Raw genomic sequence first — 13661 nt, forward strand, 5'->3', positions numbered from 1 at the left:
CCGCCCCACCCCACTCGACCACCGGCCCCGCCAGACCTGTCCCGACCGACATCCCCACCGTGAACGTCGTCACAAGCCACGAGAACGCCTCGGTGACGGTGCCCCTCGGCGCATGCCGGTCGACCAGAACGAACGAGCAGGCGATGCTGGGCGCGAGAAACAACCCGGAGAGCGCGATCAGCGCCGCCATGGCGACCACGCCCGGCGTCAGCATCAGCGGCACGTAGAACACCGCCAGAAGCGCGACAAGCACCTGCAGCCGCCGCCCCGGCGCACCACTCCACTGCCGCGCCCCGTACACAGTGCCCCCGACAAGCGCGCCGAGCCCGATGGCCGCCATCAGCCAGCCGTACGTCACATCGCCGCCGTTGTCATCCGCGTACGACATCGCCGCCACGTTGATCGAACCCAGCGCGATCCCCACGAAAAGGAACGCGCCGAGCAGAGCCAGCAGCCCGGCCGAGCGCAAGGCGCCGAGCCAGTGCGCCTCACGCGGCGCCGAACGCCACGCGCGCGCAGGCCGCGACACCACCACGGAGAGCGCCCCCAGCACCCCTATGACATTCAGCACGAGAAGCGCGGCCGGCGCCGACCACAGCGACACACACAGCGTGACCAGCAACGGCCCCACGGTGAACATCACTTCCTGCGCCATGGCATCCATCGCATACGCCGTGTGCACCTGGTCCTCCCGACGCAGGACCGAAGGCCACAGCGCCCGCAGGCCGCCCTCCAGAGGCGGCGTGAAGAACCCGGCGACGACCATCAGGACGTACGCGGGCGCAAGCGCCCCGATGCCAGTGAAGGCGAACACCGCCATGCCCAGGGCGGAGACGAGCGCGGCGGGCAGTTGCACACGCGGCTGCCCGTAAAGGTCCACAAGACGCCCGAGCACCGGCTGACCCACGGCATTCGACACCCCGTACGCGGCGGCCAGCGCACCGGCGAGGCTGTAGCTGCCGCCCTCGGCGCGGACGAACAGCAGGACGGCGATCGGAGCCACGGCGTTCGGCAGCCGCCCCACAAGAGTGCCGGCCAGCAGCCGGGCAGCATGCCTCGTTCTGAGGATCTCCAGGTAGCGCGCGGCCATGTCCCGCCCTTCTCGTAGCCCGTAGCAGCTGAAGTTGTACGTATAACCCCGTCCGTCATACGTACCATGTGGCCAGTCCGCGAGTCCAGCAGAAAGAGCAGGTCGACCGTGGCACGAGGAAGCACGCGCCCCACAAGCCGCGACGTCGCCCGGGCCGCCGGAGTCTCCCAGGCCGCCGTCTCCCTCGTACTGGGCGACAAATGGCGCGGCCGAGTCTCCGAGGCAACAGCCGCGCGCGTACGCCAGGCAGCACAGGACCTCGGCTACCGGCCCAACCTCGCCGCCCGCAACCTACGACTCGGCCAGGCGCGCACAGCCCTCCTGGTCGTCCCCGCTCTCACCAACGAGTTCTTCGCGGCCGTCTACGAAGGCGCGGCCCGCATCGCCGCGAAACACGGCTTCGGCGTCGTCCTCTACCCCTCACCCGAGGGCATCGGCCCCGCCCCCGACCCCTTCGCCTCCGCACGAGCCGCCCTGGACGGCATCATCGCCTCCTCCATGGCCTCCGAAGCCCTCACAGAAATCCGCGGCGACGACCTCCCCCTCGTCATGCTCGACAGCGACCCGGCCGACAGCCTCGGCGCCGCCACCGTCAACCTCGACATCACCGACGGCATGCACCAGATCACCGACCACCTGCTCACACTCGGCCACCGCCGCTACCTGCACCTGGCCGCCGACATCGACTCCTGGACCTTCCACGTACGCGCCCGGGAACTCGCCACCCGCGTAGGACAGGCAGCCGACACCGAAGTACGCACGGCAAAGACCCCGATCACCATCGAAGGCGCACTCGCCGCCGCCGAAAACGCCCTGAACGGCCCGGGCCCCCGGCCCACCGCCATCGTCTGCGACGACGACAAACTCGCCGTCGGCGCCTACAAAGCCGCCCGCCGCCTCGGCCTGCGCATCCCCAACGACCTCTCCGTGACCGGCTTCGACGACCTGGCCCTCGCCACAGCGATCGAACCCGAACTCACCACCGTCCACCTCGACGCCGAACTCTTCGGCGAACGCGGCATGACAGCCCTCCTCGCAGTCCTGGAGGGCGAAACACCACCGGAAGGCAACATCCCCGTCGAACTCGTCGTACGAGGCTCCACAGCGCCACCACGCCCGTCCTGAACGCCGACGCGCCCCGGCCCCGCTACAAAGCGGGGCCGGGGCGCAAGACGTGATGACTGACGGGCTTACTTCTCCTCGGACGCATCCGACCCATCGGCATCGTCAGAACCATCGGACTCGGCGGCACCCGCAGCCCCGCCCGAACTGCCCTCCTCCAGCAGACGGACCAACTGACGGCCCACAATGCGCCTGAACTTGCGCTGCTGCGGACGCGTCCGGTCCAGCACCGCCACCTCCAGACGCTCCGCCGGAATCTCCCGCTCACTGCCATTGGTGTCACGCGACAGGGCCTGAACAGCCAGCTTCAACGCCTCCGCCAGCGTCATACCGTCCCGGTGACGCTGATCGAGATAGCTACTGATCTGCTCCGCATTGCCACCCACCGCGACCGAGCCATGCTCGTCCACGATCGACCCATCGTGCGGCAGCCGATAGAGCTGGTCACCCTCGGGCGTCACCCCGACCTCCGCGACCACCAACTCCACCTCATACGGCTTCTCCGCCGCACTGGAGAAGATCGTGCCGAGCGTCTGTGCATACACATTGGCAAGACCGCGCGCCGTCACATCGTCACGGTCATAGGTATAACCCCGCAGGTCGGCGTAACGGACACCACCGATGCGGAGATTCTCGTACTCGTTGTACTTGCCGGCGGCCGCGAAGCCGATCCGGTCATAGATCTCGCTGAACTTGTGCAGCGCACGGGACGGGTTCTCGCCGACGAAGACAATGCCGTCGGCAAACTGCAGCACAACCAGACTGCGACCACGAGCGATGCCCTTACGGGCATACTCCGCCCGGTCGGCCATCTGCTGCTGGGGTGAGACATAGAACGGCGTCGACACCGGCTATCCGTCCCTTTCTGTGGAAGTCACTGGATCACCTGAAAAGAGGGGCCAAGGCCTTTCACAGGCCGCAGCAGTCAGAGCAACGCGGCACGCGGGCCGTCAGGCTGCTCCAGGCGCCGCTCCAGGATCAAGCGGGCGATCTCGGAGGACTCCTCGTCGGTCAGACGGCGGAACCCGTCCTCGGTGATCACGGTGACCAGCGGATAAATCCGACGAGCGACATCAGGGCCACCAGTCGCCGAGTCGTCGTCGGCCGCGTCATACAAGGCCTGCACAACGAGCGTCGTCGCCTGCCCCTCGCTCAGATCCTCGCTGTACAGCTTCTTCATGGCACCGCGCGCGAAGACCGAACCCGAACCCGTAGCCGCGAAGCCATGCTCCTCGGAACGGCCACCCGTCACGTCGTACGAGAAAATGCGCCCCTTCCCGCGATCCACGTCAAACCCCGCGAAGATCGGCACCACGGCCAAACCCTGCATGGCCATGCCGAGATTCGACCGGATCATCGTCGACAGCCGGTTCGCCTTGCCCTCGAGCGACAGCTGCGCACCCTCGACCTTCTCGAAGTGCTCCAGCTCCAACTGGAAGAGCTTCACCATCTCCACAGCGAGACCGGCGGTACCGGCAATACCCACCGCCGAGTACTCATCAGCCGGGAACACCTTCTCGATGTCCCGCTGCGCGATGACGTTACCCATGGTGGCCCGCCGGTCACCGGCGAGCACGACGCCGCCGGGGAAGGTCGTGGCCACGATGGTGGTGCCGTGCGGCGCCTCGATCACGCCCTGGGTGGGAGGCAGTTGCCGGTTGCCGGGCAGGATGTCCGGCTGATGATCGGACAGGAAGTCCATGAAGGACGACGACCCAGGCGTCAGGAAGGCAGCCGGTAGACGCCCGGTGCTACGAGTGTTGGCTTCCACGCGTTTCCTTCCACGTATGTCGCAGCCCGCCTTATCACGTCGGGCCGATCCTTGAACTGCCCCAGCGCGGCATTGCAGCTGAAGCACAGTACGCCTCGGACCCTACCCGTCTCATGGCAGTGATCAACATGTGCGGCAGGGGCAGCCAAACATATGCAGCAGACGCCCACTTGAGAGGCGACCAACTCGTCGCGTTCAGCTTCGGTGATGCCGTATTGGCGCTTCAGGTGACCTTGCCGCCCCTGGACTGCCCGGCACGCCTTGCAGCGTGTCGAGAGCCCATCAGAGGCAGTCGCGTTGCGGTGCCATTCGCTATGAGGTTTGACCTCGCCACATGTCCGGCAGAGCTTGTGCCCCACCGGGACATCCACCTTCTCGCGCACCGGCTTCCCCACGGCCTCCCGGCGGCGCCGGTAGTGCGCGGCGCTGTACTCCGCCACGCACTCCCGGCAATGCACCTGGAGGCCGTCACGCCGGTTCTTGTCCCGCGCGAATGCTGCGACAGGGAGATCCCTCTTGCAGCGCGTGCACTGCTTCGCGTTCGGTTCGGCAGCCACCTCTACCCCCCGCTCCCTTCAATTCGAAGGCAAAAGTAGCTCACCGCCCTTTACTCGCCACCTTTTTGCACGAAGCTCCGAACGAAATCCTCTGCATTTTCCTCGAGTACGTCGTCGATTTCGTCCAGGACGGAGTCCACGTCGTCGCTCAGCTTCTCCTGGCGTTCCTTGAGGTCCTCTGAAGCCTGCGCGTCCTGCGTAGTCTCTTCGACCTCTTCGGTGGACCGCGTTGCCTTCTGCTGTCCGCCGCCGGTGTCCTTGGTCGCCATAACCCTCACCCCGCTCGGTTCGACGTTCTTGATCAGACCCTACAAGCAGGGTCCGACATCGGCCCCGCAGTTGCTACAACGTCCGGGCACCACCTTCATGATTCCCTGGCGCTGCTGTTTTCCACCCTGCCTGTGACCTGCAGCTTGTGGGTCCGGCTGGCTGGTTCAGCCGCCGGAGAGGACCCTGACCAGGTCTTCTGCTGTTCGGCAGCGGTCGAGGAGTTCCTTGACGTGATTACGCGTTCCGCGAAGTGGTTCGAGGGTTGGTACGCGTTGGAGGGAGTCGCGGCCGGGGAGGTCGAAGATCACGGAGTCCCAGGAGGCGGCTGCGACGTCGTCGGCGTACTGCTCGAGGCAGCGTCCGCGGAAGTAGGCGCGGGTGTCCTCGGGGGGCTTGGTGCGGGCGCGTTCGACGTCTGTGTCGTCGAGGAGGCGCTTCATCTTGCCGCGCGCCGCCAGTCGGTTGTAGAGGCCCTTTTCGGGGCGTACGTCGGCGTACTGGAGGTCGACGAGGTGGAGTCGTGCGGCGTCCCATTCGAGGTTGTCGCGGCGTCGGTAGCCCTCCATGAGTTCGCGTTTGGCTACCCAGTCGAGTTCGCCGGCGAGGCTCATGGGGTCGCTTTCGAGGCGGCCGAGGACGTCTTCCCAGCGGGTGAGTACGTCCTTGGTCTGTGCGTCCGCGTCGGCGCCGTACCGTTCCTCGACGTATTTGCGTGCGAGTTCGAAGTACTCCATCTGGAGTTGGACCGCGGTGAGTGTGCGGCCGCTGCGGAGGGTGATCAGGCGTTGCAGTGAGGGGTCGTGTGAGACCTGGTGGAGGGTGCGTACGGGCTGGTCGACGGCGAGGTCGACGGCGATGAAGCCGTCTTCGATCATGGAGAGGACCAGGGCGGTCGTGCCCAGTTTCAGGTACGTGGAGATTTCTGACAGGTTCGCGTCGCCGATGATCACGTGGAGCCTGCGGTACTTCTCGGCGTCCGCGTGTGGTTCGTCGCGCGTGTTGATGATCGGGCGCTTGAGGGTGGTTTCGAGGCCGACCTCGACTTCGAAGTAGTCCGCGCGTTGGCTGAGCTGGAAGCCGTGTTCGTGGCCGTCCTGGCCGATGCCTACGCGGCCTGCGCCGGTGATGACCTGGCGTGAGACGAAGAAGGGGGTGAGGTGGCGCACGATGTCTGAGAAGGGGGTTTCCCGCTTCATCAGGTAGTTCTCGTGGGTGCCGTAGGAGGCGCCTTTGTTGTCGGTGTTGTTTTTGTAGAGGTGGATGGGCTGGGCGCCGGGGAGCTGGGCCGCGCGTTCGGCTGCTTCGGCCATGATGCGTTCGCCGGCTTTGTCCCACAGGACGGCGTCCCGGGGGTTGGTGACTTCTGGTGCGCTGTACTCGGGGTGTGCGTGGTCTACGTACAGCCGTGCTCCGTTGGTGAGGATGACATTGGCGAGGCCGATGTCTTCGTCTGTGAGCTGGCTGGCGTCGGCGGCCTCGCGGGCGAGGTCGAAGCCTCGGGCGTCCCGCAGCGGGTTTTCCTCCTCGAAGTCCCACCGGGCGCGGCGGGCCCGGTGCATCGCCGCCGCGTAGGCGTTGACGATCTGGGACGAGGTGAGCATGGCATTGGCGTTCGGGTGGCCGGGGACGGAGATTCCGTACTCCGTCTCGATGCCCATTACTCGCCGTACGGTCATGCGGCCCTCCTTGCCCGGCGGCGCCCTCGGTCGGGGGCGCAGCTCAAGTACCGCTGGTTCTCCGGTGCGTGTGCGGTGCCCGTCCCCGCACTGCGCGACTCGGCGGTATGGAAGAGCCTAGAACGCCTTTGCGCTGGTGGGGAGATCATTTGCGTCATTGCTCCGCTCCGGTAGTGCCCTGGAAAACAGTCGACTGCGGGTACCCGTTGAGGGCACCCGCAGCCGCCCTGTCTTTTACAGGTACTGACCGGTGTTCGCCACCGTGTCGATGGAGCGTCCGGTGTCTGCGCCCTGCTTTCCGGTGATGAGGGTGCGGATGTAGACGATCCGTTCGCCCTTCTTGCCAGAGATGCGGGCCCAGTCGTCCGGGTTGGTGGTGTTCGGCAGGTCTTCGTTCTCCTTGAATTCGTCCACGCAGGCCTGGAGCAGGTGGGAGACCCGGAGGCCCTTCTGGTTGTGCTCCAGGAAGTCCTTGATGGCCATCTTCTTGGCGCGGCCGACGATGTTTTCGATCATGGCGCCGGAGTTGAAGTCCTTGAAGTAGAGGACTTCCTTGTCGCCGTTGGCGTAGGTGACCTCGAGGAAGCGGTTTTCCTCGGATTCGGCGTACATCTGTTCCACGGCGGTCTGGATCATGCCTTGGACTGTGGACCCCTTGTCGCCTCCGTGCTCCGCGACGTCGTCGGCGTGCAGCGGGAGGCGCTCCTTGAGGTACTTTCCGAAGATGTCCTTGGCCGCCTCGGCGTCCGGGCGCTCGATCTTGATCTTCACGTCGAGTCGTCCGGGGCGCAGGATGGCGGGGTCGATCATGTCCTCGCGGTTCGAGGCGCCGATGACGACCACGTTCTGCAGGCCTTCCACGCCGTCGATCTCGGCGAGCAGCTGGGGGACGATGGTGTTTTCCACGTCCGAGCTGACGCCGGAGCCACGGGTGCGGAAGAGGGACTCCATCTCGTCGAAGAAGACGATGACGGGTGTGCCCTCGCTGGCTTTCTCACGTGCCCGCTGGAAGACGAGGCGGATTTGCCGCTCGGTCTCGCCGACGTACTTGTTGAGAAGCTCGGGGCCCTTGATGTTGAGGAAGAAGCTCTTGCCCGTGGCCTGTCCGGTCACCTCAGCGACCTTTTTGGCCAGTGAGTTGGCGACGGCCTTGGCGATGAGTGTCTTGCCGCATCCGGGAGGCCCGTACAGCAGGACGCCCTTGGGGGGCCGCAGTTCGTGCTCCTTGAAGAGGTCGGGGTAGAGGTACGGGAGCTCGACTGCGTCGCGGATCATTTCGATCTGGCCGCCCAGACCGCCGATCTGTTCGTAGCCGATGTCGGGGACCTCTTCGAGGACGAGTTCTTCGACCTCGCTCTTGGGTACGACCTCGTAGACGTATCCGGATCGGGGTTCGAGCAGGAGGGCGTCGCCGGGGCGGATGGTGACGTCCAGCAGCGGCTCGGCGAGCCGTACCACCCGTTCCTCGTCGGTGTGCCCGAGTACGAGGGCTCGTTCGCCGTCCTCGAGGATTTCCTTGAGGGTGACGATGTCCCCGACTCGCTCGTACTCCATGGCTTCGACCACGTTGAGCGCTTCGTTGAGCATCACTTCCTGGCCGCGCCTGAGCTCTTCGAGTTCGACGCTGGGGCTGACGTTCACCCGGAGCTTGCGGCCCCCGGTGAAGATGTCGGCCGTGCCGTCCTCGTTCGCTACGAGGAAGACGCCGAAGCCGGCCGGCGGCTGTGCGAGCCGGTCGACTTCTTCCTTGAGGGCCACGATTTGGTCTCGGGCCTCACGGAGTGTGTTGGCGAGCCGCTCGTTCTGCGCGGACACGCCGGCCAGGTTGGTCTGCAGCTCGACGATCCGCTCTTCGAGAATTCTCGTGTGTCGCGGAGAGTCGGCGAGCTTGCGTCGCAGGACGGCGATCTCCTGCTCAAGATAGGCGATCTGCCCGGCCGGGTCCTCGGACCCTCGTCCCGGGCGGATGCCGCGGTTCATGTCGTCGTCGTGGGCTGCCACGGTCCTCACCTCCTCCAAGGGGAGCTGGACGCTTCCAGACCCTACCTGGGTGGGTGTCGATTGAAACCCCTAGATCACAAAGACGGTCGGGGTGTGTCCGATCTTCACCCTTGCGCTCTCCCTCACGCCAGGGAAATACCCACTGAACGTGAGGGGAAAGCGGGCGCAGGTAAGGTCTAAGTGTTCAACACCCGTCAGAGCTGGGCCGACTTGCGTTTTATTCCGGTTCGCTCGGCACAGGATCGGCAGGAGTCATGAGCGTTCAGCAAGAGGCCGGCGTCGGCGGCGAGGACCTGGAGGTGTGGATCGATCAGGACCTCTGCACCGGCGACGGCATCTGCGCCCAGTATGCACCCGAGGTCTTTGAGCTGGACATCGACGGTCTGGCCTATGTGAAGGGCTCCGACGATGAGTTGTTGCAGGCTCCGGGGGCCACAACGCCTGTACCGCTGACACTGCTGCGTGATGTTGCCGACTCCGCGAAGGAGTGTCCGGGCGAGTGCATCCATGTGCGTCGGGTTTCGGACAAGGCCGCGGTGTACGGCCCGGACGCGGAGTAGTTCGACGGTCACGTCAAGTCACTTTGCGTGCCGGGCCGTTCCGGTATGTCTCTTTGGTCACACGCTCTGGGCGCCGGTGGGGACGGAGCGGACGAATGTGCCGTTTTTCCATTGCCACTTGGCGCGTTCGTCCACGTCGGGGCAGCAACGTGGGACGTCGGGCGAGGAGTAGCCGAGCAGGGTGGCGGTGACGGCTGCGTCACGTACGGCGAAGTCCGTGACGGTGAGGCGCTCTTTCGGGTCGATGAGGGTGGCGACGATGCGGGGTTCGGTGGCGTCGGCGGCCTGGGTGAGTACGTACACGCCGCTCGGCGGGGCGCCCGCGATGGCGTCGCAGCGGACCACGGCGACCGTTTCGGGGCGGCCGTCGCCGTCGAGGTCTCCGGAGGCCTGCTTCTGCACGACGACCTTGGTGGGGCCGCACTCCACGGGGTAGTCGACGCCGGTGGGATCGGGGGGCGCGGTGGCGGCGGGGGCGGTCTGTGCGCCGCTGCCGGGCTGGGCGGCGGTTGCCTGGTCGGGCTGCAGGAAGGCGGAGGCTGCGACCACTCCGGCCAGGGCGGCGGCTGTGGCGACCCAGTGGATCGGGCGGGCGTGGGTGTGTGCCAGTTCCGGGACGGCGGATTGCTGCACGAGAGATGTGTCTCCTGTGAGGGCTGTGCCGGTGGGGGTGGCCAGCATGGTGCCATACGTCACAGTGAGGGGGAACGGCGGGGTCCGTAGTTCTGTGGCGGTGTCAGCTGTCGTGGTGTCAACAGGAAAGTGCCGTGGTGGAGTTCCCGCGGGTTTTCGGGAACTCCACCACGGCGGTTGCGCGTTGTATGCGGCGCGGGGCCGCCTCAGCGGCCGGTGCCTCCGTCGGCGTTGGGACCGGCGTAGTCCTCGCCGTATGCGCCCTTGGCGGGGCGGCGGCGGCGCATGGGGGGTTCGACGCCGTCGGCGAGACGGCGGGCGGTGAGCAGGAAGCCGGTGTGCCCGATCATGCGGTGGTCGGGGCGGACGGCGAGGCCTTCGATGTGCCAGTTGCGGATCATCGACTCCCAGGCGGTCGGCTCGTTGAAGCAGCCGATCTCGCGGATGGACTCGACGGTCCGGGCGAGTTGGGTGGTGGTCGCGACGTAGCTGCACAGGATGCCGCCGGGGACGAGCACCTTGGAGACGGCCTCCAGGCACTCCCAGGGGGCGAGCATGTCGAGGATGACGCGGTCGACGTCCGTGTCGCTCAGGTTGTCCTGGAGGTCGCCGACGGTGAGCTGCCAGGCGGGGTGCGGGCCGCCGAAGTAGCGCTCCACGTTGGCCTGGGCGATCTCGGCGAAGTCGGCGCGGCGCTCGTAGCTGTGCAGCATGCCGTGGTCGCCGATGGCGCGCAGCAGGAAGCTGCTGAGCGAGCCGGAGCCGACGCCGGCCTCCACGACGCGGGCGCCGGGGAAGATGTCGGCGAAGGACAGGATCTGCCCCGCGTCCTTGGGGTAGACCACGGCGGCGCCGCGGGGCATGGACAGGACGTAGTCGGGGAGCAGGGGGCGCAGCGCGAGATAGGCGACGTTCCCCGTGGTGCGGACAACGCTGCCCTCGGGGGCGCCGATCAGCTCGTCGTGCGGGAAGGACCCTTTGTGGGTGTGGAAGTTCTTCCCGGCTTCGAGCGTGAACGTGTAGTGGCGTCCCTTGGGGTCAGTGAGCTGGACCTGGTCCCCGACCTTGAAGGGCCCGCGTCGGCGGGCGGCACCGGTCGGTTCGGACATGTGACCAGCCTACCGGCCTGGGCACGGGCCGCAGACCACGCGCGTGCGTGCTGAGTTCAGCTGGGCCTGGCCATGGCCTTGACGAAAGCGCGCTCGACGTCGGCCGCGGACAGGACGCCGTAGATCTCGCCGGACTCCTCCACCACCAGGTACTCGGTGGCGGGGGTGGCCCGCAGCACGTCGAGGAGTTCCTCGCCCGCGAGTTCGGCGGAGACCCGCATGCCGTCGGTGAGTTCCTGGGCGAGGCCGCTGACCGCGACCCAGGGGCGGCGGTGCGCCGGTACGCCGACGATGGCGGCCTCGCGGACGAGGGAGAGGGGCTCGCCGTGGGCGTCGACCACGACCAGGGCGCGGGCGCCGGCGTCGTTGGCGCGGCGCAGTGCTTCGGAGAGCGGGGTGTCGGTCTCTACGGGGACGGCGCGGCGGGTGAGGGCGCGGGCGCGCAGCTCCGGGAGGTGTTCCCTGAGGCGGGCCATGCGGAGGCTGTTTCCGGCGCCGGTCCAGATGATGGCGGCGAGGATCGCGGCGAGCAGGGCATCCATGACGGTGTCCATGCCGCCGAGCTCCTGGGCTTCGCCGCCGAGCGCGCCGGACTGGGTGAGCAGGGGCAGTCCGATCAGTACGGAGATGGCGAGGGCGCGGCCGACCCAGGCGGCGGCGATGGTGCCGGTCATCGGTTTGCCGGTGATCTTCCAGACGACGGCGCGGAGCATACGGCCGCCGTCGAGGGGCAGGCCGGGGAGCAGGTTGAAAGCGGCGACGATCAGGTTGGAGACCATCAGGCCGGCCAGCAGTACGCCGGGGACGGTGCCCGGTTCGACGGTCAGCAGGGCGAGGTAGAAGAGGCCGGCGAGGACGAGGGAGAGCAGGGGGCCGACGAAGGCGAGGATGAACTCGCGGCCCGGGGTCTCGGACTCCTTCTCGATCTCGGAGACGCCGCCGAAGAACTGCAGCTGGATGCGGCGCACCGGCAGTTTGAAGCGCAGGGCGGCGACCGTGTGGGCCAGTTCGTGGACGAGTACGGAGGCGTAGAAGGCGACCGCGAAGAAGAGGGACACGAGGTAGCGGGCGCCGCCGAGTTCGGGCAGTACGCGCTCGAGTTGGCCGCCGAAGACCCAGGTGATGAGCGCCGCGACGAGGAACCAGCTGGGCGCGACGTAGACGGGCACCCCGAAGGGGCGGCCCATGAGCAGCCCGCCGCCGGGTCCCTTGACGCGCTGCGGCGGCCGGGGCCCGGAGCCGCCGTCTCCGGCAGGAGGCGGCGCGTCGGAGCCCCCGCCGCCGGGGCCGGAACTGCCCGTGCCCTCGCCTCGGCGGGCGACAGCCGGCTCCGTCGGGCCGTCCGGCTGTCCAGCTGGGGCGTCCGCGGCCGAGGGCCTCGCGGCGTCCCCTGTCCTGCCGGAGTGGCCGGCGGACGAGGGCTGCTTCTCCCAAGCCACCGTGCCCGTCGGGCCGTTGGGAGCTGTGGTGTCGGTGGAATCGGTGGGGGCCGGGCGGCTGTCGTCGCCGGCCGGCTCTCTGTCGGAGCGCGGGTGTGCGGAGGTGGCGTCCGGCACCGCGGGGTGCTCGGTCGCTCCGTCCGTTCCGGATCGCGGCTGCCCGCTCCCGCCGCTCTCGTCCACGATGTCCCCTCGTTCGACGCGTCTCCCGCTCACGATCATGCAGGCGAGAGGTTCTGCCGTCGATGGTATGCGGCCGTCGCGGTGCGTTTCGCCCCGGCACCCCCACCGTTTCCCGGCCGTTGTGCACACCCGGCAGGTCACTGTGTGTGGCGTTGTCAGTGGCGGGCCGTAAGGTCTGTCGTCATGGAAACCAGTACTGACGACGGCGTCGCGCGACCGGACACCGGCACCACCTCCGGCACCTCGTCCAAGGCCGCCGTGGCGGTGCCCCCGGCCTCGTTGTCGCCGTCTCGTGCCGGTGACTTCATGCAGTGTCCGCTGCTGTACCGGTTCCGGGTGATCGACAAGCTGCCCGAGAAGCCGAATGAGGCGGCCACACGCGGCACGCTGGTGCACTCGGTCCTGGAGCGGCTCTTCGACGCTCCGGCCACCGAGCGTACGGTGCCGCGTGCGAAGTCGCTGATCCCCGGTCAGTGGGACCGGCTGCGTACGGCGAAGCCGGAGCTGGCCGAGCTGTTCGCCGACGCCGACGAGCAGGCGGCGGGCGAGCGGCTGGCGCGCTGGCTCGCCGAGGCCGAGCTGCTCGTCGAGCGCTGGTTCACGCTGGAGGACCCGACTCGCCTCGAGCCCGCCGAGCGCGAGCTGTTCGTGGAGGCCCGGCTCGAGTCGGGGCTCAAGCTGCGCGGCATCATCGACCGGGTCGACGTCGCGCCGACGGGTGAGGTGCGGATCGTCGACTACAAGACGGGCAAGGCGCCCAGACCGGAGTACGCCGAGGGCGCGCTGTTCCAGATGAAGTTCTACGCCTTGGTGGTCTGGCGCCTGAAGAAGGTCGTCCCGCGCCGTCTCCAGCTCGTCTATCTCGGCAGCGGTGACGTTCTGACGTACGACCCGGTGGTCGCCGACCTGGAGCGGGTCGAGCGCAAGCTGCACGCGCTGTGGGACGCGATCCGCCTCGCCACCGAGACCGGCGACTGGCGCCCGCGCCCCACCAAACTGTGCGGCTGGTGCGACCACCAGGCGGTATGCCCGGAATTCGGCGGCACTCCCCCGCCCTATCCCTTGCCGGTGAGGGCGACGGACCGGGATTCGGCCGGAGGGCCGGGGGCCGCAGCCCAGGAGACACAGCCGCTACCGGTCAGGTTGGCCGAGCCGGGCCCGGCCGGCGATCCAGGCGTCGCCGCCCAGGAGACCCAGTCGCCGCCGGCGAGGGCGGCCGAACTGGACTCGGCCCGGGATCCAGAGGGCGT

Annotated in this window: 12 protein-coding genes and 1 pseudogene; 3 read left to right on the forward strand and 10 right to left on the reverse strand. The window is 67.8% G+C overall.

Annotated elements, in window-relative coordinates:
• A partial coding sequence (locus G6048_RS23355) for an MFS transporter (protein WP_165341545.1) occupies positions 1–1090 on the reverse strand: 1090 nt, incomplete at its 3' end.
• 108 nt (positions 1091–1198) lie between these two features.
• Here G6048_RS23355 and G6048_RS23360 point away from each other — a divergent pair.
• Positions 1199–2215, forward strand: coding sequence for a LacI family DNA-binding transcriptional regulator (locus tag G6048_RS23360; RefSeq protein WP_165341546.1), 1017 nt, complete (start codon positions 1199–1201; stop codon positions 2213–2215).
• Between the two features lie 65 nt (positions 2216–2280).
• Here G6048_RS23360 and prcA read toward each other — a convergent pair whose 3' ends face one another.
• The 6 genes from prcA to arc all read right to left on the reverse strand — a co-directional run bounded on the left by prcA (position 2281) and on the right by arc (position 8487).
• Entirely contained in the window at positions 2281–3060 is a 780-nt protein-coding gene (gene prcA, locus G6048_RS23365; RefSeq protein ID WP_165341547.1) for a proteasome subunit alpha, read from the reverse strand.
• Positions 3061–3137: 77 nt separating this feature from the next.
• A complete protein-coding gene (gene prcB, locus G6048_RS23370; protein ID WP_165341548.1) occupies positions 3138–3983 on the reverse strand; it encodes a proteasome subunit beta in 846 nt (281 codons plus the stop codon).
• Entirely contained in the window at positions 3935–4540 is a 606-nt protein-coding gene (locus G6048_RS23375) for an endonuclease VII domain-containing protein (RefSeq protein ID WP_165341549.1), read from the reverse strand. The genes prcB and G6048_RS23375 overlap by 49 nt, the downstream gene beginning before the upstream one ends.
• Before the next feature lie 50 nt (positions 4541–4590).
• Positions 4591–4809 (reverse strand): ubiquitin-like protein Pup, encoded by a 219-nt coding sequence (locus tag G6048_RS23380; RefSeq protein WP_165341550.1) that lies wholly within the window; start codon positions 4807–4809, stop codon positions 4591–4593.
• A 165-nt stretch (positions 4810–4974) separates the two neighbouring features.
• Positions 4975–6486: a depupylase/deamidase Dop gene (dop, locus tag G6048_RS23385; RefSeq protein ID WP_408056158.1), complete on the reverse strand. Its 1512-nt coding sequence runs from the start codon at positions 6484–6486 to the stop codon at positions 4975–4977.
• Positions 6487–6720: 234 nt separating this feature from the next.
• Positions 6721–8487 (reverse strand): proteasome ATPase, encoded by a 1767-nt coding sequence (gene arc, locus G6048_RS23390; protein WP_165341551.1) that lies wholly within the window; start codon positions 8485–8487, stop codon positions 6721–6723.
• Positions 8488–8741: 254 nt separating this feature from the next.
• On the opposite strand from arc, the gene G6048_RS23400 reads away from it, so the two are divergent.
• Positions 8742–9047 (forward strand): ferredoxin, encoded by a 306-nt coding sequence (locus tag G6048_RS23400; RefSeq protein ID WP_165341553.1) that lies wholly within the window; start codon positions 8742–8744, stop codon positions 9045–9047.
• Between the two features lie 57 nt (positions 9048–9104).
• Here G6048_RS23400 and G6048_RS23405 read toward each other — a convergent pair whose 3' ends face one another.
• The 3 genes from G6048_RS23405 to G6048_RS23415 all read right to left on the reverse strand — a co-directional run bounded on the left by G6048_RS23405 (position 9105) and on the right by G6048_RS23415 (position 12411).
• Entirely contained in the window at positions 9105–9680 is a 576-nt protein-coding gene (locus G6048_RS23405) for a hypothetical protein (RefSeq protein WP_165341554.1), read from the reverse strand.
• Between the two features lie 206 nt (positions 9681–9886).
• Positions 9887–10789, reverse strand: coding sequence for a tRNA (adenine-N1)-methyltransferase (locus G6048_RS23410; protein ID WP_165341555.1), 903 nt, complete (start codon positions 10787–10789; stop codon positions 9887–9889).
• A gap of 56 nt (positions 10790–10845) precedes the next feature.
• Entirely contained in the window at positions 10846–12411 is a 1566-nt protein-coding gene (locus G6048_RS23415; protein WP_165341556.1) for a site-2 protease family protein, read from the reverse strand.
• Positions 12412–12594: 183 nt separating this feature from the next.
• Between G6048_RS23415 and G6048_RS23420 the strand changes: the two are divergent.
• Positions 12595–13512, forward strand: a pseudogene (locus G6048_RS23420) (RecB family exonuclease); the annotation flags it as partial.
• Positions 13513–13661 lie beyond the last annotated feature (149 nt).

The sequence above is a fragment of the Streptomyces ureilyticus genome (assembly GCF_011045025.1).
GTDB lineage: Bacteria > Actinomycetota > Actinomycetes > Streptomycetales > Streptomycetaceae > Streptomyces > Streptomyces ureilyticus.